Here is a 21,635-nt window from a genome sequence, read left to right as displayed (position 1 = left end):
TGACCTATGCTTGAATTGGAAGGAACAAACTCATGAACATGCACGCGACAAACGCAGGCGGCTATCGGATGGGATCGCTGCTGGCCGATTTCCAGCCGGATTTTGATTTCTCCGCGCCGCTGCCGCTTGCTGTCGAAGAGTTCGAGGACCGCCTTCGCCGAATTCGCCGTCAGGCGATCGAAGCCGGTCATGACGCGCTGATCGTCCATGCCGGCAGCGTCGGCTGGTTCCACGCTTCGAACGCCTATCTGCGCTATATTTGCGACTGGATGCGCGAAGGCGTGCTGATCATCCCGACCGACGCCGACAAGGCGATGGTGCTTCTGTCCTTCTTCACCCAATCCGTCCTGCTTCCGCCGGGCGGCGAGCCTGTGCTCGTCGACGAAATCTGGCAGATCGGTCCGATCGGCCGCGAATATGCCGACCGCCCCGGCGATTCCGTCATCAAGACTGCCGAGAAATGCGCCGAGGTTCTCGCCAGTCTCGGCCTCACCAAGGCCCAGATCGGCAGGATCGGCGACCGCACGTCGCTGACCTTCTGGTCTGCACTCGAGGAATTGATGCCGAAGAGCAAGTTCGTGGCTGACAACGCCATTCTCGACCGCATGCAGAAGGTCCGCTCGACGCGCGAGATCGAGATCTTCCGCGCCGCCGCCCAGCTGATCAGCATCGGCACGCAGGCTGCCTATCATGTGGCAAAATCAGGCGTGACCGACCATGAAATCCTCGCCGCCTTCACCTATGCGCAGATGGCACTCGGCGGCGAAACCGGCGACGGCTACCAGATCGGCATCAACGAATTCGGCACCCATTGCGGCAAGCCCTATGGCCACATCGTCCGCCCAGGCGACCTCATCAACCTCTACATCTCCAACGTCACCTATCGCGGCTATACCGCCCAGACCGCCCGCATGATCGCGATTGGTGACATCACCAGCCGTCAGGAGGAGGTGCTTGCCGCCTGCACCGAGGGCGTCAAGCGGGCCGAAAAGCTCATCAAGCCCGGCGCATTGATGCGCGACGTCAACAATGCTGCCTTCGAACCGATGATCGAGCGCGGCATGCTGACCTCACCCGAGGCGCGCACCATGCCCTATAACTGGTCGCCGATGGAAGACGGCGGGGCCCGCCTGATCCCCAATCAGTATGTGAAGGACATAGACTGGGAGGCGCAGGGCCGCAAACTCATGCACGTCTATCCGGCAACGCACGGACCGCACAATCCGAACCTCGGCCATTCGGTCGGCATGGCAGGCGGCCAGAACAGCTTCAACATCTCCTCACATAACTACGACAGGATGGAGGAGGGCATGGTCTTCGTGCTGCACACGCAGTGGCTGGAACCGCTGTCGGCCGGCTGCAATATCGGCGACATGTATGTCGTGACCAAGGACGGCTTTGAGAACCTCAGCCGCCATACCCCGCTTGAAACCCACCGCGTCGCTGCCGAGGCCTGAGATGACCCATCATAAACAACACACGCATTTCGATTTCGCCAAACTGACCGAGCGCGAGCGTTACAAGATCCTCATCGGCACGGTCATTCCCCGCCCGATCGCGCTGGTGACGACGGTGAGCAAGGATGGCAAGCCGAATGCCCGCCCGTTCAGCTTCTTCAACGTTCTGACCCATGATCCCGCGATTGTCGCCATCGGCGTCGAAAACTATTCCGACATGCGCTTCAAGGATACGGCCCGCAACATCCGCGAAACCGGCGAGTTTACGGTCCATATCTGCGATGACGCCCTTGTCGACCAGATGGAGGTCTGCGCCATCAAGTTCGGGCCCGAGGTCGACGAACTCTCCGAAGCCGGACTGGTAACGGTACCGGGACAGATGGTCAGAAGCCCTCGCATCCTGGCAGCGCCCGCAGCACTCGAATGCCGCCGCCACACGACCCTGCAGGTCGGCCCCGCCCGCGAAATCATCCTCGGCGAAGTGCTCGGTGTCCATGTCAGAAGCGATGCGGTCAATCCGGCGAACCTGCACATCGACCAGCAGCGAATGGATGCCGTCGGCAGAATGGGCAGCCACACCTATGCCAGGACGCGCGACCAGTTCGACATCAAGACTCTGACGAAGGAGGAGTGGGCTTTGCGCCAACAGCTTTCGAATGCGGCCACCGCTTGAGCTTGCCACCAATCCGAGATTTTCTTCACGGACCGCCTCCGATCCTAACGCCGGAATATCCAGCATCAACTCGTTCTTGTCGATCCCGCGAGCAATTTGGAGGTCGACAGTTCATATCGCATCAAGGCGCCGGAGTGGTCCTGGAGTTCACCGCTTCCCGGAAATGACGGGGTGTCGTACCCGTTCGCTCCTTGAAAATCTCGTAAAAGCGACTGCTGGAACCAAACCCGCAGTCAAAGCCGATCTGGAGGACGGGATCCTCCGTGTCCGTCAGCAGCTGCATCGCCCGGGCAATCCGGTGTCGGGTCAGGTATTCGTTGACTGATATTCCCAAAACCTTTCGGAAAGCGCTGTTGGCGGTGCTTGGATGCATTTCCGCAAGCTTGGCGAGATCGGGTACGCTAATCGGATCTGCATATCGGATATTGATGAGGTCGATCAGTAGCTCGACGTGTCGCACTGCCTGGCCGGCCAACGATGTCGGAGAGACATGGGTTGGCGAATTGTCGATTTCGGCATTGTCGAGAATCAGACGCCGTATTCGCAGTCGAACCTCCTCGACGATCAATTTCCGTCTTGCCGCACTGCCGAATTGCCATTCCTTTTCCCATCGTGGGAGTGTCAACGCATCCATCGTTTCCTGATTTGCCTGCGCCAGAAATCTCCCCTGCATGATCGACTGCCTGGCCTTTCTGTCCACCGGCAGACCCAGGAAATCGATAAGGGGAAGATAGAGGCATACGAGCGGCGCGTTTTCGGCAACAGCGATCGTCTGATGAGGAATTGCGGCCCAGAATAAAACCAGGCGGCCGGCCTCAACCTGTTCCTGCCTTCCATTAAAAAGGTAGGTCATCCGGCCTTCCATGAGCAGGTTTAATTCAACGTGGTCGTGCCAATGCGGTGCCGCCATCGCATCAGCGATGTGACGCTCGATCAAGAACTGCCCTCGGGATCCAATCCATTCGCCGCGGCTTTGGGTATATTTCATCTGTAGACTCGAATCCCGGAATTAATAGGCCGATTTCAGGAAGAAATTCTGATCTAGAAGGAGCAACAAGCAATCACAACCCATGGGGAGATTGCAATGCCGAAGATTTGCCTGGTAGGCGCTGGTAGCACCGTTTTTGCACAGAACATTCTGGGAGACGTCCTGTCCTCGCAGAGAGGCGGCGACTACGTCATCAGCCTCTTCGATATCGATCCCGAGCGACTGAAGACGTCAGAGATCGTCGCTCGCCGGATCTGCGAGTCGCTTAAGCTTTCAAGTGTCAGGATCGACGCCACGCTCGACCGGCGGGAAGCGCTGCGGGGGTCGGATTTCGTCATCCTCATGATGCAGGTCGGTGGCTACAAGCCGGCTACCGTCACGGACTTCGACATTCCGAAAAAATATGGCTTGCGTCAGACGATCGCCGACACCCTCGGCATCGGCGGCATTTTCCGCGGTTTGCGGACGATACCAGTCCTTGAGGCGATCTGCCGAGACATGCAGGAGGTCTGCCCGCAGGCTCTTCTGATGCAGTACGTCAACCCGATGGCCATCAACTGCTGGGCGATCAAGGAGCTGGCCCCGGAAATCCGCACCGTCGGCTTGTGTCATAGCGTGCAGCACACAGCCGGGCATCTCGCGCAATGCCTCGGCGAGGACATTGCCGACGTGAACTATATTTCGGCCGGGATCAATCACGTCGGCTTCTTCCTGAAATATGAGAAAGTTCACAGCGACGGACGGCGGGAAGATCTTTATCCGAGACTGAACGCGCTCGCCGCCGATGGCCGCGTCCCGTCGGACGATCGGGTGCGGTTCGATGTGCTCAAACGGCTCGGCCACTTCGTCACCGAATCCAGCGAACATTTCTCCGAGTATACCTCCTGGTACATCAAGGAGGGACGAGGGGATCTGATCGATCAGCTCAATATTCCGTTGGACGAATACATCCGGCGCTGCGAGGTGCAGATCAATGAATGGCATGCCCTGCGCAAGGAACTGGAAGGCGACAAGCCGATCGAGGTGTGCCGCAGCAATGAGTATGCCGCCGGCATCATTCATGCCGCGGCAACCGGCAACCCGGCGCTGATATACGGCAATGTCCCAAACAACGGCCTGATCGAGAATCTGCCCGATGAATGCATCGTGGAAGTGCCTTGCCATGTCGACAGAAACGGAATTCAGCCGGTCCGGGTCGGTCGGATCCCCTCTCAGCTTGCCGCCGTCATGAACTTGAGCGTTTCCGTTCAGCAGTTGACGGTCGAGGCGGCTCTTACAAAAAACCGCGAGCGCATCTACCGGGCCGCTCTGCTCGATCCGCATACGTCTGCGGAATTGTCGCCAGACCAAATCTGGAACCTTGTCGACGACCTGATCGTCGCACACGGCGATTTGTTGCCGAGATATCAGTGAGATCCCGCGGATAAGCCAGCCACAAGCGCATGGCAGTTCATTCGTTTAGACGCGTCGTGAATTCACGGCGCGTTTTTTTCATTCCAGCGCCCTCCAATAAATCAAAAAACGTCAGGAAATTGATTGACATTGATCATTTGAAATGAAAGCATGATTGAAATTGGGATCGGCCGTGAGGGAGGTTTTCGTTGAGCCAGGCAGTTGGAGTGAAGGTCGATCGACTGGATGCCATTCGCAGCCACCTCTACGCGAACGGCTTTTCGACCATTCAGGCGCTTGCCGATGCGATCGGAGCATCGCTTGCTACGGTTCGTAGAGACCTGCAGATCCTTGAGCAGGAGGGCGCCATTGATCGCGTGCATGGTGGAGCGCGCATTGCCGAAGGATCGTCGGTTGAGGTTGCATTTCAGGAGCGGGAAAAGCGCCATTTATCGGCGAAGCGGGCGATTGCCACCGCCGCCTACGACTTGCTTCATCCGCGTACGGCGATCTTTCTCGACGCGGGAACCACCGTCCTGCAGCTTGCGCGCCTCGTTCGCATCAACCCCATGCCGCTCAGGATATTCACCAACGGCCTGACGGTAGCGCAGGAATTCCTGAATATTCCGAATTTGGAAGTGGTGCTTCTCGGCGGTCAGTTGCGCAGCGAGAATGCGTCGCTTGTCGGACCTCAGGCGGAGGCAATGCTGGAAACTTTATGGTTCGACCAGCTCTTTCTTGGCGCCAGCGCCATTAGTTCCGACGGCTCGATCTACAGCGTGGACAGTGCGGAAGCGAGCCTCAACCGGCGCATGCTGGCTCGGTCGGCCAATCGTTTCGTCCTGGCCGATTCCTCGAAATTCGGAACCACGGCGACCTACAAGGTCGCGCCGCTGGACACCGCGAAAGTCATTACCGATTCCGGGCTTTCGCGGCATTGGCGTGACGAGCTTGTCAACTTCGGCGTCGACGCAACGATCGCCGATCTGAGGGCGAAAGAGTGAGCAACGAGCTGATCCTCGGCATCGACGGTGGCGGAAGCAAGGTGCTGGTTGCCCTCGCGGACAAGCGTGGCCGGATATTGCGGCGTTCCCGTGGCCATGGCGTCAATCCCATGGACAATCCGAATTGGCTCCAGGAGCTGGAGCAGCATCTCCTTCCCTTTCTCGATGAAGGAAATCTGGCGGCCGTCGCCGCGGCGCTGCCGGCCTACGGCGAGGTTGAGCGCTTGTCGGCTCTACAGCGCGATGCGATCGAGCGCCTGTTCCTAAACGTCCACCGCCGCGTCCTCAACGATGTCGACGCGGCGCACCTTGGTGCTTTTGCCGGCGAGCCGGGTATCCTCCTTCTTTCCGGCACGGGTTCAATGGCATGGGCGCGTAATTCCAAAGGCCAGTCGGCGCGCACCGGCGGCTGGGGAGACCTCATCGGTGACGAGGGCAGCAGCCATTGGATCGGGCAGAGGGCGCTCAATCTCGTCAGCCAAAGCCTGGACGGGCGTGCCCCGACAACGGCTCTCGCAAAGGCCTTGTTTGACCATCTTCGCATCGACTTGAGCAATCCGATGAATGGGCTCGGCGATTGGGCCAGCTCCCTGGCGAACCCACGAGCGGATATTGCAGCAATTTCGGCCCTCGTCGATCAGGTCGCACTTGGCGGCGATAAAGGGGCGGTCGGCTTGATCGAGCAGGCCGCCGATGAACTGGCGAAGCATCATGCGGCAATTGCCGGCCATTGTGATCCGAATGCCGACTGGACCTATGCCGGCGGTACTTTTTCGAGCCGGCTTCTTTTGCAGGCGCTTGAACGGCGAATTGGCAGGCCTCCGGCTTTGCCGAAACTTCCCCCGATTGGCGGCGCGCTCCTGGCTGCCGCCCAACTTCTCGACTGGCCGTTAGACGACGGCTGGTTCGGGCAAATCGTGGCCACGGCCGAAGGCGGTGACTGCGCATCCCAGTAATTGAGCTCAAGAATAATGAAGGATGGGAACATGCATAAATTGATCTTGCCTCTACTTGCATCGGCGGCCTTGGCAATCGCCGCACCCGCTCTGGGCCAGGACGCCAAGCCGCTTGCCGGTCAGTCGATCACGGTGCTCATGCCATCGCCGCAGGGACCGAACATCGCCTCTGACTTCGAGGCCGAAACCGGCATTCACGTCGACCTGCAGACCCTGTCGTGGGACGACATCCGCCCGAAGCTGGTGACAGCCTTGGTTGCCGGTACAGCGCCAGCGGATGTGACCGAATTCGATTGGTCCTGGACCGGTCAGTTCAGCGCGGCCGGTTGGTATATGCCGCTCAACGACGTGATCGACGCCGATACGGTGAAAGATATCGGCGTTGCCAAGATCTTCACGGTTGACGGCAAATTATTGGGAATTCCCTACACCAACGACTTCCGGGTGATGCTCGTCAACAAGAAGCATTTCGCGGATGCAGGCATCACCGAGATGCCGAAAACATTGGACGCCCTGGTCGCTGCAGCTAAGAAGATCAAGGAAAAGGGTATTGTCGAGTATCCGGTCGGCCTGCCGGTTTCAGCGACCGAAGGCGCGTCAACGAGCTGGTACCTGCTGACCAAGGCCTTCGGTGGCGAACTCTTCGACAAGGACTTCAATCCGCTCTTCACCTCGCCGGATTCGGCTGGTTACAAGGCGCTTGCTTTCGAATTGATGCTCCTCAAGGAAGGCCTGGTCGATCCGGCGTCTACCGGCCTGAAGGACAGCCAAATCAATGAGAGCATGTTCGCGCAGGGCATCACCAGCATCATGATCTCCGGCGAGCCTGGTCGTCTTGGCCAGATGAACGATCCCAAGCAGTCGAAAGTCGCCGGCCAGGTAGAGGCGATCCTCGTGCCGACGGCAAGCGGCGAAACGCGCAGTTTCGGCCTTCCGGAAGCGCTGGCTATTCCAAACGTCTCTCCCAACAAGGAGGCGGCGATTGCCTTCGTCAAATGGTTTACCAGCAAGGACTTCCAGAAGAAGAATGCCGTGAACGGCTTCCTGCCGACACGCACGTCGGCGCTTTCCGAACTCAACGAGTCCGGAAAGCTGAACAGCGGCGACGCTCTGGTGGCGCAATCGAAGACGGTTGAGCCGCTGTTCCCGCAAGGCACGCCGCCTTGGTACCCGCAATTTTCCAGCGGCGTGAACACAGCGATCAATAGCGCTGCCAAGGGACAGATGAGCGTCGACCAGGCGATGGAGGCCATCGCTTCCGCCGCCAAGCAGGCAATGGCGCAATGACAGCTTTGGCGTCCGAAGAGGCCACGAGCAAACGTGGGGTCGGCTTCAACGCCGACACCACACTCGGCTTGCTGCTGGTGTCGCCCATCGTTCTCACGATGGCAGCTTTGGTCTTCTACCCGATGGGAAGAACCGTCTGGGACAGCCTGCACAGGGTCAACCCCATGCAGGCCGGCACGCCATTCATCGGCCTGGAAAACTACAGCCGAATGCTGTCGGATGGCCAACTCGCGACGACCTGGAGCAACACGCTCATGTACGTTGTTCTGGCCGTCACCGCCGAAACGGTGTTCGGCGTTCTTGCCGCCGCTCTCATCAATCAGATCAAGGTCGGGCGGCAGTGGGTTCTCGCAGCGGTGATCTTGCCCTGGGCGCTGCCCGGCGTTGTGAATTCGGTCATTTGGCTTTGGATTTATCAACCGGGTGCGGGTCTGTTGAACGGTATTCTTTCGGCGCTCGGGCTCCCCTTCGAAAATCATGTCTGGTTCAACGATCGCACCAGCGCCATCGTCGCCGTAACGGTCGTCCATGTCTGGCGCATGATGCCTTTGACGATCGTCATCGTTCTTGCCGCGATGCAGAGCATACCTGCCCATCTCTACGAGGCTGCGCGGATCGATGGGGCCACGCGCGTTCAGATGTTTGGATGGGTAACCCTTCCGCTGGTTCGCAGTGCGATCGCTGTCGCCATGACGAACGCAACCGTGAACGCTTTCAATCTCTTCGACGAGGCCTGGGTTCTGGCGGGTGCCAGCCTCGAGACCCGGCCGGTGCTCGTCCAGATCTACCTCGAAACCTTCCAGAATCTCCGCTTCTCGTATGGCATGGCGCTATCGGTCGTGATCACTCTCGTATCTCTGCTGATTTCGCTGGTCTACGTCCTTCGTGTCTATCGCAACACACGGTTCGACTGATGAGATCCACTATTGCCTATCGAATGATGATTTGGACCGATGTCGTCGTCCTGTTGATCTGGTCTCTGGGGCCGATCTACTGGACCATCGCGAGTTCGGTTACGCCCAGCGAAGACTTTTCGACCCGACCGATCAACTTCTTTCCGCAGCACTTTACGCTCGATCACTACTCGCGGCTGCTCGGCATCAATATCGCCCGGATCGGGGGTGTGGAGGTGTTCAAACAGTTCCGTGCCGCATTGCTCAATAGCGTGGTGACATCGATCGCCGCTACGCTGCTTTGCGTCGCGATATCCTCACTTGGGGCTTACGCGTTCACCAGGCTGCAGTTTCCCGGCCGCAAAGCGCTTTTTGTCGCCGTCGTCGCGACCCTGGCCATTCCTGCCTACGCCGTCTTGATCCCGCTCTATCAGATCATGATCAAGCTGCATCTCGTCGATACCTATCTGGGCGTCTCGCTGATCTATGTCTCGGCCTTCCTGCCCCTGTCGTTATGGCTGCTGCGGAGCGTGTTCGAAGCTCTTCCGATCTCACTGGAAGAGGCGGCACAACTCGACGGAGCCGGCCGGCTCTACATCTTCTTCAATATCGTCCTGCCGTTGGCCGGACCGGGCCTGACGGCAGCGGCAATCCTTACGTTTCTGGGTGCCTGGGGACAGTATCTCGTACCGCTCATTTTTTCGCCGCAGGCGACGAAGCCGCTAACGGTTCTGATTCCGGAATTCGTAACGAAGAACTTCATCGACTACGGGCTCATCACAGCGAGCGGCTCGATCGCCATCGTCATCCCCGCCCTCGTCGTCATTTTCCTCAACCGTTACCTCGTCAGCGGCCTGTTGGCTGGTTCAGTCAAATAATCGGAGACTTCATGAACACGACCGAAAAAGTCATTTTCGAGCAATTTCCCTACTGGGAGAAGGCGATCGGCTCGAATTCAGCTGTCGATAGGGCGGAGCTGCTCGTCTTCGTCGGCTGCGGCACATCCTTCAATCTTGCACTCTCGCTGGCAGCCTATGCCAATATGGCCGGACGCAAGGCAATCGCGGTGCCCGGAGCCGAATGGCAAAACCGCCCCTCGGCCTTCTGGCCGGAGTGGCGCAACACGCACGTCGTCGCACTTTCCCGGAGCGGCGAGACGACGGAGACAGTTGCCGCGGCAAAGGCAAGCCGCGCCGCCGGCGCCTTCGTGACGGCGATCACCGTCGAACCGGAAAGCTCTCTGGCGAAAAATTGCGATCGGATGGTCGCGGCCGCAACCCATCCGGACGAAGGGATCGTCATGACGGTATCGGCGAGCCTCATGGTCCTTCTCGGTTTGCAGATGATCGGGCAGAAGGTTCCTGTCTCTGTCGTGAATTCCGCCCGCCAGCTCGCAAGCGCTCTCGATGCCGCACTTCCTGGAATTATCGCCGACCGGTCGCACTTCGTCTTTCTCGGCGGCGGGCCGCTCTTCGGCGTCGCCCTGGAGGGAGCGCTCAAGCTCATGGAAATGAGCCAGATCATGACCCAGGCCTTCCACCCGCTGGAATACCGGCATGGGCCGATCAGCCTCGTTGACGGGAAGACGGTTGCGGTCATGCTGTACAGCTCCGACCAGAAGGAGGCGGAGACGAAACTGGTGGGAGAACTGAGAGAAAAAGGCGCAGTCGTCATTGGTGTGGGCGGTCCGGGCGATCTGGAACTCGCCGTCGATGTCGATCTGTCGCTTGCGGGTCTCGTTGTCCTTCCGGCACTGCAGGTCCTCGGCGAACGGGCCGCGCAGGCTCGACAAATCGACACGGTTTCTCCCCGTCACCTGACGAAGGTTGTGACCCTCGCATGACGTCGATCGAAGAGAACCGCCAGATCGCGCTGCGAAAGCTTTTCGGTGCCCGAAACCTGCCTCTTCCGCATGGCGTCACTTCGGTCTGCTCGGCGCATCCGCTGGTCATCGAGGCAGCCCTTCGGCGCGCCGGCATGGAGCACCGGGCGGTCCTCATCGAAGCCACCTGCAATCAGGTCAATCAGGAGGGCGGCTATACGGCGATGACGCCGGCAGACTTTCGCAGGTTCATCGAGGACATCGCCGCAGCGACTGATTTTCCAGCCGAACGCATCATCCTGGGAGGCGATCACCTCGGTCCCAACCCATGGAGAAAATTGGCGGCCGAGGAGGCAATGCTGCGCGCTGCGGCTATGGTGACGGCCTATGTCGAGGCAGGGTTTGAAAAGATTCACCTCGACACGTCGATGGGCTGTGCCGGTGAACCAACGGCGCTCGATGACGAATTGACCGCGGCGCGGGCCACTCGATTGGCAAAGGCCGCTGAGGAGGCCGCTCTTCGTTCAGGCCGCCGTCCGCCGGTCTATATCATCGGAACCGAGGTGCCGCCTCCAGGTGGTGCAACACACGCACTCGAAGACATCGAAATCACCCGGGCCGATGCGGCGATGAAAACCCTGGCGGTTCACCGGGCGTCGTTTGCCGAAGCAGGTTTGACGTCGGCGATGGGGCGGGTCATTGGGATCGTGGTTCAGCCGGGCGTGGAATTTGGCAACACGGACGTGGCGCTCTACAAGCCCGAACGGGCCAAGAGCCTCATTCGTTCGCTGGACGGCATGCCCGGCTTGGTTTTCGAAGCACATTCCACCGACTACCAACCGGCCAAAGCCCTGTCTGCTCTCGTTGACGGCGGCTTTGCAATCCTCAAGGTCGGACCGGGGCTGACTTTCGCGCTGCGCGAAGCGCTGTACGGTCTCGATGCGATCGCTGATGTGCTTACTGGGAAGACGCCACGAACCGGACTGGTGACGACCATGGAAAAAATCATGGTCGAGCAGCCGGTAAGCTGGACGGGCCACTATGGCGGCAGTCCCGACGAGCAGCGACTGCAACGGCATTTCAGCTATAGTGATCGAATTCGCTATTACTGGCCGGATCCTCGCGCATCCGCCGCGGTCGGCGAATTGTTCAGCCGGCTCCCCGATGAAATTCCCGAAACTCTGATCAGCCAATATCTCGGCCGGTTCTATTCCGACGTGGTGTCAAAGCGGGTCGCTCCGAAGGCCCGCGAACTCTGCCTTGCTGCTGTCGACGCGGTATTGGCACCTTATTCAGCCGCCACGGCAAGCCGATGAGCAATCGACAGCCGTGTCAGACAAGCGGCTGCGTCCCGAAGATATCAACATTCAGCCGGAGAAAGTTATGGCGTCAGTAAGTGTGGCGAATGCCCGCAAGAGCTACGGTCACTTCGAGGTTCTTCATGGGGTGGATATCGATATCCAAGACGGCGAATTCGTGATCCTGGTCGGTCCGTCCGGGTGCGGGAAGTCGACATTGTTGCGGATGATCGCCGGCCTCGAAGAGATTTCGGCTGGCCGGATATCGATCGGCAGCAAGGTCGTGAACAATGTCGCGCCAAAAGAACGTGATATCGCGATGGTTTTCCAGTCCTATGCGCTCTACCCCCATCTGACAGTCGAGGCGAATATGGGTTTTTCCCTCAAGCTGGCGAAAGCGCCCAAAGAACAGACCAGGCAACGTGTTCGGGAGGCCGCTGAAATTCTTGGGCTCGAACATCTGCTCGACAGATATCCGAGAAATCTGTCGGGTGGCCAACGCCAACGTGTGGCGATGGGCCGTGCCATCGTTAGAAATCCGCAAGTCTTCCTGTTTGACGAACCATTGTCAAACCTGGACGCGAAGCTGCGGGTACAGATGCGCTCGGAAATCAAGCAACTGCATCAGCGACTGAAGACAACGACCATTTACGTCACTCACGATCAGATCGAGGCCATGACAATGGCCGATCGGATTGTTGTGATGCGGGACGGCTTCGTCGAGCAGATAGGCTCGCCACTGGATCTGTACGACCGGCCGGCAAACCTTTTCGTGGCGGGCTTCATCGGTTCGCCGGCGATGAACCTTATTCGAGGCCAGGTCAGCACGTCAGGGCCGCTGGAGTTGATCGCGGACGACGGAGGTAGGCTGCCGCTGCCCGAAGCAGCGCCATTGGAACGCGGCGCGCAGCTTATCTACGGCATTCGCCCTGAGCACCTTACAATCGGACAAGGTCCTGTTGCCGCTGAGGTCGTCCTCGTCGAGCCCACCGGTGCCGAGATCCAGGTAACCACGAAGTTTGGTACGGATCACCTCGTTGCGACGGTAAGAGAGCGCCTTGATCTCCACGCCGGCGACCAGATCGTCATTACCCCGGACCTCAGCAAACTGCATCTGTTCGACGCAAAAACCGAAAAACGGTTGCGATCCATCTAATTCCGGACTGGCGGAATGTGATGTAGAGTTCAAGCTAATGACAGGTCGGAGACGAGTTCGCCAACGCTAGCGGAAGGTTCGCTGCACGTCAGCGTCCAAGGCTGCCAGCGGCGGCGATGATCTCCGCTGCGGTCGGGAAGATGGAGAGGCTGTTCGGTCCGTCGAGCGCCTCGATTTGTGCCCAGCCGATGGTGCCATTCGCATTGACCAGGAAGTGACCGACGAGCTGGGTAGCGTGGTTCGCGAAGATCGCATGATCGGCTTCGTCAAGCTCGAAGCCGTCCTTGGCGTTGAGTATGGTGTTGGCTTCCATCGGGTGCAGCGGTTCCGGCAGCTCGCCCGTGGGGTTGATACGTGCCGCCTGGAATTGCGCCATCGTTGCGCCATAGGGCCATTCGGGCTGCTCGCAGCTCCCTTCGGGCAGGAACTCGCCATGCGGCACACCGTAGGCCCGATGCGTGCGGCAGTCCGGGTCACATAGAAGTGTTATTGGCGTCGGCCGGTGGCGGAAATACAGGCGGGCACGTTCCACCGGCGTGTTGATGACGGCCACGGTCTCCACACCGGCGGCGCGCAGGGTCGGTTGTACGCCGGCAAGCTGTTCGAGCTGGCGCCGGCAGAACGGGCAGTGCAACCCGCGAAAGAACCCGATCACGAACGGGCGACCCCTCAAGTCGGCGAAAGAGACGGTTCCGTCGAAGTTGGCCGTGGCGAGTGCGAAGGCGGGGGCGGTTTCTCCTGGTTGCAGCGGGCGTTTCTGGTCTCCCATGGAATAATTCCTTTGTCGTATCGCCGAGGTGGACGACCGAATTTTGACTATACCACTTGTCGCAAGAAGGCCCAGCGTTCGATGTTGAGATCGCCGAATGTGGTTCGGAATGCCATCTGCCGCTCTGACCGACGTCGAAGTTGACCCTTTCATTGAACCGCCTGACGTCGTCGAGAGCTTGCCGGTATCGATCGCCGTTCCTATCTTATTTAGAACAGACTAATGGAGCAACGAGATGGCGGAGCTTGTGGCTGACACTCTATTCGACACGACTATCGAGATCATTCCTCCGGAAGACTTGAAGGAACAACCCGACAGTGCTGCTTGCCTTTGCTGCAAGCGCCGGCGTCAGTGGATGGACGATGACGGCTGCGGCATCTGTGAGGAATGCCTGGCCTCGTGATCGACACAAGGAGGGCACAAGGCGATGGCAATCCGCAGCGCCGGACTTCTGCTATACCGGCGTGTTTCCAGGGACATCGAAGTGCTTCTCGTCCATCCGGGCGGTCCTTTCTGGGCTAGGAAAGACGAGGCTGCGTGGTCGATCCCGAAGGGGTTGATCGAACCTGGAGAAGATGAGCTCGCGGCGGCAATAAGGGAAACTGCCGAAGAGTTGGGTGTAGCAGTCGATGGCAGGTTCACACCGTTGGGCGAATACCGACAACCTGGCGGAAAGATGGTTGTCGCGTGGTCGATCGAAGCCGATCCGGTACTGGACGTGAATGCGATACAGAGTTCCGAGTTTGAAATGGAATGGCCACCACGGTCAGGCCGGGTAAAGAGCTTTCCGGAGGTCGATCGCGCCGGGTGGTTTTCCCCGCGCGACGCAGCCATAAAGCTGTTGAAAGGGCAGCGACCGATGCTTGCCGACCTACTGACGCATCTTGAATGATCGGCCCGAAATTATTGATTGAGCCGTCCGATCTCGCTTCACTCATGCGTGAGGTGCGCGGCAGCCATGAGTTGCTTCTGAAAACAGCTATCCTATCTGACAGTCACCGCCACGTCACTGAAATCGAGAAAACGGAGCTGCGATCCGCCTTGAGCACACGCGAGGAGACAATCATGAACGGCATTTCCAAAACCCTGAACGACATGACGCTCGTCGAACGCTCGAGCCTGCTCGACACCGTCGCCGACGCCTTGGAAGCAACGGCCGAGGAGGCGGAAGGGGAGGGCGACGCCCGCTTCGTCGCCAACTCCATCTGCGTCGCCAATACGATTCGCGGTCTATCCGGCGATCTCACGCCGCGCGATCTGCAGGCAGCCGAGTTACTCCTTGAGCAGGGCATCATGCTCGTCCACCAGTTCTCGAACCGGGCGAAAACGAACGGAGTGATCCACTAGCGGGGGCGAGGGCGGCCCCGTCAGCAGTGCGCTCTGTCAGTGTGGACGGCGGCCGATGGATTGAGATAAAGCCGTTAATCCGCGCCGGAGATAATGGATGCTGCCGGCCCCTGGCAAGAACGAGCGGTCTCAGCCGCGGCAAACCGTTGGGAGGCCCGGAGATTAGCAGACACGCCAGGAAGGCTTTATTTCCAATGGATTGCCGGTTCAACGCGCAGCTGTATCGAATGGCCGATATAGCGGGGTTCACCTTGGTTTGGTCAGGAGAAGCGTGATGCAGCCTGGTCGCACAGGCCTTGCCGTCTGCTTGATGGTGGCTGCCTCCATTTTAAATAGTTTCGACGCAGTCATTGTGCGTTTGCTGGCCGGCGAGGTGCATCCATTGATGATCGGCTTTTTCCGGTCGTTTTTCGGACTTCTTGTCGTCACGCCCTGGATCGTGTCGCGGGTCGACCTGAAATCCTCTCCCTATCGTGTTCTGCATGTCGTGCGTGCGGCTCTGAAGCTTGCCTCACTGGTTGCTTTGTTCGTCGCCTTTGCGCACGCGCCACTCGCCGATGCCACGGCGATCAATTTCACCATGCCGATGTTTCTCGTTCTCGGTGCGTGGCTGGTGCTCAAGGAACATGTCGGCATCTCCAGCGTGGTGGGAATTGTCGCAGGTTTTATCGGCGTCATGATCATCATTCGCCCTGGAGCGTCCGGTTTCGACCAATGGCTGCTTTTTGCGCTGGCAGGAGCGGTCTTGACGGCGGCCAGCCAATTGATGCTGCGGCGGATGGCATTGAGAGATAGTGCCGACCGGCTGGTTGCATGGAACCTGATAGCGACGGTACCGCTTGGCCTGATCGTTATGCTGCCGGTCTGGTCGATGCCGACCTGGAGCCAACTGGGACTGCTTGCCCTCCAAGGGGCACTCGGCGCACTCAACATGACGCTGATCACGCGCGCCTTCAGTATGGCGACCGCAAGCGTTCTGGCACCGCTCGACTTTCTCCGACTGCCCGTCGTGGCCCTTATGGCCTTCTCATTTTTCGCGGAAGTTCCGGCCGTACAGACGTGGATCGGCGCGGCTGTGATCTTCGGCGCGGCCATTATTGGAACCCGCGGCATGACATGGCGACGCAAGCCGCCGCGATAAGCCCCAATCATTTTTGGGGTTCACAAAAATTCTAGATGCACTAATATTTCAGTTACAGCGACTGGTCGTCGAGCCGTGCCTGTTGCCGGAGGGGTATCACAGGTAGCACAAACGAAGACGAAAAACCGGACATCACGACCCCATGGGGTTCACTCGGGAGGAGTGGCATGAAGAGTTTCATCGGCAAACGCGCGATCGCCAGTGGCGTATCGCTCGTGGTGCTTATCGTCATCGTGTTCTTCCTGTCCCGGCTGACGGGCGATCCGACCGACCTCTATCTGCCGATCGATGCGACCACCGAAATGCGCCAGCAATTCCGTGAGATGAACGGTTTCAACGATCCGTTGATCATCCAGTTCGGCCGTTATGTCTCGGATCTTGCCCAGGGCAATTTCGGTCAGTCACTGCGGCAGGCCCGTCCGGCCATGGATGTCGTGCTGGAGGCCTTCGTCTGGACCTTCTGGCTGGCTGCCATCACCATGGTGCTGGTCACGATCGCCGCGATCGTCATCGGTTCGCTTGCGGCGTTTCGCGTCGGCGGCGTCTTCGACCGTCTTGCCACTTTCTTCTCGCTGATCGGCGCTGCGGCGCCGGATTTCTGGCTGGCCATCGTGGCGATCGTCATTTTCGCCGTTAAACTGCATGTCCTGCCGACATCGGGAACGGGAACTTTCTGGCACTGGGTCCTGCCGGTCAGCGTGCTGTTCATCCGGCCTTTCGGCCTGATCCTGCAGGTGGTCCGAGGCTCGATGATCAGTGTTCTGTCTTCCGCCTATGTGAAGACGGCCCGCGCCAAGGGGGTCCGCTCGAACTCAATCATCTTCATTCACGGACTGCGCAACGCCATGCTGCCGGTGATCACAGTCATCGGCGACCAGGCGGCCGCCATCTTGAACGGTGCCGTCGTCGTCGAGACGGTGTTTGGCTTTCCTGGAATCGGCAAGCTAATGATCGATTCCATCCTGCTTCGCGATTTCGCCGTCGTGCTGGCCGTCATCATGGTCTCGGCACTGGCGATCTTCATCATGAACCTGTTGATCGACATCGCCTATGCGCTGCTCGATCCGCGCATCCGGTATTGAGCGATGACGATGGCCGACACACAAATCCTCGCCGAGAAAAAACCAAGCGGCCCGATCGGGCGCTGGCTGACGATGCTGTGGGCGGACAAGCTCGCTTTCTTCGCGGCTCTGTTCCTCTTGATCGTTCTGCTCTGTGCGCTGTTTGGCCCGCTCCTGCTGGAAGCCATCGCCACCAAGCAGAACCTGCGGGGCCGCAACGCGCCGCCGTTCGATATCACCCGCGGAATGCTTTATGTCCTCGGCGCCGATGCGCTGGGCAGGCCGCTTCTTGCCCGCGTTATCGTGGCGGCGCAAAACACCATCCTGGTTGCCGCGGCAGCCGTGCTTGCATCATCCGTCGTCGGGACGGCGCTCGGTCTGGTCGCAGGTTACAGCCGCTCTTCTGCTGCTCAATGGATCATGCGCCTCGGCGACGTCATCATGTCCTTTCCGTCGCTGCTTCTGGCGGTGATCGTGCTCTACATGCTCGAGCCCTCGGTCACCAATATCGTCCTCGTCCTGGCGATCACCCGCATTCCCATCTATCTGCGCACCACGCGCGCCGAAGTGCTGGAAGTGCGCGAGCGGATGTTCGTGCAGGCGGCGAAGGTGATGGGAGCATCGTATTGGCGGATTGTCTTCCATCACATCCTGCCGGTGATCTTCCCCACGCTGGTGACCATCGCGACGCTCGATTTCGCCTTCGTCATGCTGGCCGAATCCTCCCTGTCATTCCTTGGAATCGGCATTCAGGCGCCGGAGATCACCTGGGGTCTCATGGTTGCGCAAGGACGACCCTATCTCACCAATGCCTGGTGGCTTTCCTTCTGGCCGGGCCTTGCAATCATTCTGACGACGCTGTCGCTGAACCTTCTGTCGAATTGGCTGCGCATCGCGCTCGATCCGACACAACGCTGGCGCCTTGAAATGAGGGGCAGGAAAAATGGCTGAACATCTTTTGGAAGTGCGTGACCTCTCGGTCGAGTTCCACACCGCCAGCGGGACCGTCAAGGCGGTGCAGGATGTCAGTTGGCATCTCGATCGCGGCGAGACGCTGGCGATCCTTGGGGAAAGCGGTTCGGGCAAATCCGTGTCGGCCTCGGCGATCATGAACCTGATCGACATGCCACCCGGCAAGATCACCAGCGGCACAATCCTCCTCAATGGGCGCGACATGCTGAAAATGACGCCCGAGGAGCGGCGCTCGATCAACGGTGCCAAGATCGCCATGATCTTTCAAGACCCGCTCGCCCACCTCAATCCGGTCTATCCGATCGGCTGGCAAATCACCGAGATGATGACGACGCATGGCCAGTCGGCGGAGCGCGCCGGCGCGAGGGCGCTCGAATTGATCGGGCGCGTCGGCATAACCGATCCGCAGGCGGCAATGCGAAAGTATCCATTCCAGTTCTCCGGCGGCCAGCGGCAACGCCTGATGATCGCCATGGCGATCGCCTGCAAGCCCGATATCCTGATCGCGGATGAACCCACCACCGCGCTTGATGTGACGGTGCAGGCGCAGGTGCTCGAACTTCTGCAGGAGTTGCAGCAGGAAACCGGCATGGGCCTGTTGCTGATCACCCACGATTTGGGCGTCGTTGCCGAGATCGCCGACCGGGTGGTGGTGATGAATTCCGGCTGCGTGGTCGAAACCGGCAATGCGGCCGAAGTCTATCGCAACCCGCAGAACGCCTATACGAAGAAGCTGATAGCTGCCGCGCCGGGGAAGGGTGCGATGGCGCAAGAGCGTGACCGGCAGGGCGAGCCGTTGTTGCGCGCCATCGGCTTGAAAAAGAGTTTCGGCGCATTCCAGGCGCTGAAGGGCGTGGATTTCGTCATCATGCCCGGCGAGACGGTTGCCGTTGTCGGCGAGAGCGGTTCCGGCAAGTCGACCCTTGCCCGGGCAATCGTTCGCCTCGATGATCCGCAGGAGGGCCAGGTTCTCTATCGCGGCAACGATCTGCTTGCGATGACCCCCAGAGAAATATTCGGGCTGCGTCGCGATTTGCAGATGGTCTTTCAGGATCCGACCCAGTCACTGAACCCGCGGATGAGCGTGTTCCGGTTGATTTCAGAGGCCTGGGTCATTCACCCGGATATCCTGCCGAAAGCGAGATGGAAGGAGAGAGTGGCCGAACTGCTGGTCAAGGTTGGCCTGAAACCGGATATGGCCGACCGGTATCCACATCAGTTTTCCGGCGGCCAGCGCCAGCGCATCGCGATTGCCCGGGCGCTGGCGATGGAGCCGAAACTGATCATCTGCGACGAGGCGGTTTCGGCGCTCGACGTGTCGATCCAGGCGCAGGTAATCGCCTTGCTTGAGGGCCTGCGTCGCGAATTCGGCCTGTCCTACCTCTTCATTGCGCACGACCTGCCGGTGGTTCGCGATTTCGCCGATCGTGTCATCGTCATGAAGGCCGGCGAGATTGTCGAGGAGGGGCCGGTCGAACAGATCTTCACCGCGCCCTCCCACCCCTACACGCAGGCACTTCTTGCCGCGAGCCTCGACCCCGATCCGGAGATCCAGGCCACCCGACGCGCCGCCCGCCAACGACAGGAAGGACTCGTTTCCGCATGAAGCCCGATGTCATCGTCGCCTATCCGCTCCGGCCCCATCAGATGGCGATCCTGGAGGAGACCTACACGCTGCACCGGCTGGATCTTGTCAAAGGCGAAGAGCGCGATGCTCTCTTGCGGCAAGCCGGCCCGATCGCTTCCGCCCTGGTCTGCAACGGCCATGTGACGATCGACGAAGCCTTGCTTTCGAAATTGCCGGCATTAAAGCTCGCCGCCTGTTCCTCGGCTGGCTACGACCAGATGGACGTCGAGGCGATGACACGGCGCGGCATCAAGCTCACCAACACATCCGAGGTGCTGTGCGACGACGTTGCTGACATGGCACTGCTTCTGATGCTGGCGGCACGCCGGCGCCTGCCGGAAGGCGATCGCTATGTGCGCTCCGGCGATTGGGGGCAGAAGGGCATGATGCCGCTGACGACATCGACGTGGGGCAAGAAGGCCGGGATCGTCGGCCTCGGCCGCATCGGGATGGCGATTGCCAAGCGATGCGAAGCTGTCGGGCTGACGGTCGGCTATTATGGAAGGACGAAGAAAGCCGGCAACGATTTTGCCTATTTCGACACGCCGGTCAAACTTGCGGACTGGGCCGATATCCTGATCGTCGCGACGCCTGGCGGGGCCTCGACCGAAGGATTGATTTCGGCGGACGTGCTGAATGCGCTCGGACCGACGGGCAGCTTCATCAACATTGCCCGGGGCACCGTGGTCGACGAGCCGGCCTTGATCAAGGCCTTGCAGGAAAAGCGGATCGCCTCGGCCGGCATCGATGTCTACCTCAACGAACCCAATCCCGATCCGCGCTTTGCAGCGCTCGACAACGTTGTGCTCTATCCCCATCATGCCAGCGGTACCGAGGAAACGCGCGACAGGATGGCGCAATTGACGGTCGACAACCTTGCCGCCTTCTTCGCAGGCAGGCCGCTGCTGACGCCGGTCAATTGATCCGGCAAACCCGCGGCGCGGCAGATCAGACGAAGTAGTCCGGGAACTCCTTCCTGAGGTCTTCCACTTTTGCGACGGTTTGGCTGAGATGTTCACGGATTGCATCGACCGCACCCTGTTCGTTGCGCGCGGCAATCGCATCGATGATGGCGTGGTGCCCATCGAGAATGCTGACGATCTTGCCCTTCTCGGGCAGATGCAGGCGACGAATGCGCTCGAGATGGCCGGATCGCTCGCGTATCAATTGGTGGAGGCTGCTGCGCTTTGCGCCTGCGAACAATGTCTGGTGAAAGAGCTCGTCGAGTTCCTGGAAGATCGCGACCTGATCGACGTCGTCGGCGACTGCCGCCTGCATCTTGATGATCGACCGGGCGCGGGTAACGACGCTCGGATCCGGATCCGGATCGGTTGCGAGGCGGCGGCAAACTTCCGTTTCCAGCGCCACGCGAAGGAAATGTGCCTCGTAAATCTGCAGGACGTCGATCCTGGTCACCACAGTGCGGGACTGCGGATAAATGCGAACCAGACCCTCCTGTTTGAGGAGCTGCAATGCGTCGCGGATGGGCGTCTGGCTGACTTCATAAGTCTCGGTGAGCTCAGTGCGCGACAGTGTGGTGTCCGGCGGCAGCTGAATAGTAATGATACGCTTTCGCAGGTCATCATAGACCCGCTGGACGGTACTGCCGGCAACGACTGGAAAGCCGGGCGCGGTCAGGCCGAATGTAGAGGCGAACTGGGAATTCATCTGAGGCGTCCTATTCGAGTCCATTCATAGCTTTGCACGACCTAATGCACAAGAACGCAAACTTGCCATTGATATATATGTCAAACTAAAATATCAGTTGGTGCAAACGCTGAAGTAAGCAAGC

22 protein-coding genes are annotated in these 21,635 nt (G+C 59.5%); 19 read left to right on the top strand and 3 right to left on the bottom strand.

Annotated elements, in window-relative coordinates; all coding sequences use genetic code 11:
* Positions 1 to 32: 32 nt before the first annotated feature.
* Both AC245Y_RS24970 and AC245Y_RS24965 read left to right on the top strand, forming a co-directional pair.
* Positions 33 to 1,457 carry a M24 family metallopeptidase gene (locus AC245Y_RS24970; protein WP_017996166.1) on the top strand — a complete coding sequence of 475 codons (1,425 nt, stop codon included), beginning with the start codon at positions 33 to 35 and terminating at the stop codon, positions 1,455 to 1,457.
* 1 nt (position 1,458) lies between these two features.
* Positions 1,459 to 2,130, top strand: a complete 672-nt coding sequence (locus AC245Y_RS24965) for a flavin reductase family protein (protein WP_017996167.1) — start codon at positions 1,459 to 1,461, stop codon at positions 2,128 to 2,130.
* A 121-nt stretch (positions 2,131 to 2,251) separates the two neighbouring features.
* Here AC245Y_RS24965 and AC245Y_RS24960 read toward each other — a convergent pair whose 3' ends face one another.
* Positions 2,252 to 3,118, bottom strand: coding sequence for a helix-turn-helix domain-containing protein (locus AC245Y_RS24960; protein ID WP_017996168.1), 867 nt, complete (start codon positions 3,116 to 3,118; stop codon positions 2,252 to 2,254).
* A 96-nt stretch (positions 3,119 to 3,214) separates the two neighbouring features.
* Between AC245Y_RS24960 and melA the strand changes: the two genes are divergently transcribed.
* From melA to AC245Y_RS24915, 9 genes are all read left to right on the top strand, one after another.
* Positions 3,215 to 4,531: an alpha-glucosidase/alpha-galactosidase gene (melA, locus tag AC245Y_RS24955; protein ID WP_017996169.1), complete on the top strand. Its 1,317-nt coding sequence runs from the start codon at positions 3,215 to 3,217 to the stop codon at positions 4,529 to 4,531.
* 188 nt (positions 4,532 to 4,719) lie between these two features.
* Positions 4,720 to 5,514 (top strand): DeoR/GlpR family DNA-binding transcription regulator, encoded by a 795-nt coding sequence (locus tag AC245Y_RS24950; protein ID WP_017996170.1) that lies wholly within the window; start codon positions 4,720 to 4,722, stop codon positions 5,512 to 5,514.
* Positions 5,511 to 6,470, top strand: coding sequence for an N-acetylglucosamine kinase (locus AC245Y_RS24945; RefSeq protein WP_017996171.1), 960 nt, complete (start codon positions 5,511 to 5,513; stop codon positions 6,468 to 6,470). The genes AC245Y_RS24950 and AC245Y_RS24945 overlap by 4 nt, the downstream gene beginning before the upstream one ends.
* A gap of 30 nt (positions 6,471 to 6,500) precedes the next feature.
* Complete coding sequence (locus AC245Y_RS24940) at positions 6,501 to 7,757, top strand: ABC transporter substrate-binding protein (protein WP_032996979.1); 1,257 nt, start codon at positions 6,501 to 6,503, stop codon at positions 7,755 to 7,757.
* Positions 7,754 to 8,671, top strand: a complete 918-nt coding sequence (locus tag AC245Y_RS24935) for a carbohydrate ABC transporter permease (RefSeq protein WP_012755663.1) — start codon at positions 7,754 to 7,756, stop codon at positions 8,669 to 8,671. Before AC245Y_RS24940 ends, AC245Y_RS24935 begins: the two co-directional genes overlap by 4 nt.
* A gap of 23 nt (positions 8,672 to 8,694) precedes the next feature.
* The gene (locus AC245Y_RS24930) at positions 8,695 to 9,528 is read left to right on the top strand and encodes a carbohydrate ABC transporter permease (protein WP_020487076.1); all 834 of its coding nucleotides are present in this window, start codon (positions 8,695 to 8,697) and stop codon (positions 9,526 to 9,528) included.
* Positions 9,529 to 9,539: 11 nt separating this feature from the next.
* The gene (locus AC245Y_RS24925) at positions 9,540 to 10,493 is read left to right on the top strand and encodes an SIS domain-containing protein (protein WP_017996174.1); all 954 of its coding nucleotides are present in this window, start codon (positions 9,540 to 9,542) and stop codon (positions 10,491 to 10,493) included.
* Complete coding sequence (locus AC245Y_RS24920; protein ID WP_017996175.1) at positions 10,490 to 11,788, top strand: D-tagatose-bisphosphate aldolase, class II, non-catalytic subunit; 1,299 nt, start codon at positions 10,490 to 10,492, stop codon at positions 11,786 to 11,788. The genes AC245Y_RS24925 and AC245Y_RS24920 overlap by 4 nt, the downstream gene beginning before the upstream one ends.
* Positions 11,789 to 11,855: 67 nt before the next feature.
* A complete protein-coding gene (locus tag AC245Y_RS24915) occupies positions 11,856 to 12,926 on the top strand; it encodes an ABC transporter ATP-binding protein (RefSeq protein ID WP_017996176.1) in 1,071 nt (356 codons plus the stop codon).
* An 88-nt stretch (positions 12,927 to 13,014) separates the two neighbouring features.
* Here the strand turns inward: AC245Y_RS24915 and AC245Y_RS24910 are convergent, their stop codons facing one another.
* Positions 13,015 to 13,695 carry a redoxin domain-containing protein gene (locus AC245Y_RS24910; protein ID WP_017996177.1) on the bottom strand — a complete coding sequence of 227 codons (681 nt, stop codon included), beginning with the start codon at positions 13,693 to 13,695 and terminating at the stop codon, positions 13,015 to 13,017.
* A 235-nt stretch (positions 13,696 to 13,930) separates the two neighbouring features.
* On the opposite strand from AC245Y_RS24910, the gene AC245Y_RS24905 reads away from it, so the two are divergent.
* From AC245Y_RS24905 to AC245Y_RS24870, 8 genes are all read left to right on the top strand, one after another.
* The gene (locus tag AC245Y_RS24905) at positions 13,931 to 14,098 is read left to right on the top strand and encodes a hypothetical protein (protein ID WP_012755658.1); all 168 of its coding nucleotides are present in this window, start codon (positions 13,931 to 13,933) and stop codon (positions 14,096 to 14,098) included.
* Positions 14,099 to 14,122: 24 nt separating this feature from the next.
* Positions 14,123 to 14,587: an NUDIX hydrolase gene (locus tag AC245Y_RS24900; RefSeq protein ID WP_012755657.1), complete on the top strand. Its 465-nt coding sequence runs from the start codon at positions 14,123 to 14,125 to the stop codon at positions 14,585 to 14,587.
* A gap of 173 nt (positions 14,588 to 14,760) precedes the next feature.
* Entirely contained in the window at positions 14,761 to 15,042 is a 282-nt protein-coding gene (locus tag AC245Y_RS24895) for a hypothetical protein (protein ID WP_020487077.1), read from the top strand.
* A 274-nt stretch (positions 15,043 to 15,316) separates the two neighbouring features.
* Entirely contained in the window at positions 15,317 to 16,183 is an 867-nt protein-coding gene (locus AC245Y_RS24890) for a DMT family transporter (protein ID WP_017996179.1), read from the top strand.
* Between the two features lie 167 nt (positions 16,184 to 16,350).
* The gene (locus tag AC245Y_RS24885; protein ID WP_012755654.1) at positions 16,351 to 17,265 is read left to right on the top strand and encodes an ABC transporter permease; all 915 of its coding nucleotides are present in this window, start codon (positions 16,351 to 16,353) and stop codon (positions 17,263 to 17,265) included.
* Positions 17,266 to 17,268: 3 nt separating this feature from the next.
* Positions 17,269 to 18,195 carry an ABC transporter permease gene (locus AC245Y_RS24880; protein WP_017996180.1) on the top strand — a complete coding sequence of 309 codons (927 nt, stop codon included), beginning with the start codon at positions 17,269 to 17,271 and terminating at the stop codon, positions 18,193 to 18,195.
* On the top strand, positions 18,188 to 19,822 hold the full coding sequence (locus tag AC245Y_RS24875; protein WP_017996181.1) for an ABC transporter ATP-binding protein: 1,635 nt from the start codon (positions 18,188 to 18,190) through the stop codon (positions 19,820 to 19,822). The genes AC245Y_RS24880 and AC245Y_RS24875 overlap by 8 nt, the downstream gene beginning before the upstream one ends.
* A complete protein-coding gene (locus AC245Y_RS24870; protein ID WP_017996182.1) occupies positions 19,819 to 20,766 on the top strand; it encodes a 2-hydroxyacid dehydrogenase in 948 nt (315 codons plus the stop codon). The genes AC245Y_RS24875 and AC245Y_RS24870 overlap by 4 nt, the downstream gene beginning before the upstream one ends.
* A 25-nt stretch (positions 20,767 to 20,791) precedes the next feature.
* Here AC245Y_RS24870 and AC245Y_RS24865 read toward each other — a convergent pair whose 3' ends face one another.
* Complete coding sequence (locus AC245Y_RS24865) at positions 20,792 to 21,511, bottom strand: GntR family transcriptional regulator (protein WP_003562449.1); 720 nt, start codon at positions 21,509 to 21,511, stop codon at positions 20,792 to 20,794.
* Between the last annotated feature and the right edge of the window lie 124 nt (positions 21,512 to 21,635).

Source organism: Rhizobium sp. SRDI943 (genome assembly GCF_057653695.1).
This window is presented reverse-complemented; position numbering and strand designations above follow the sequence as displayed.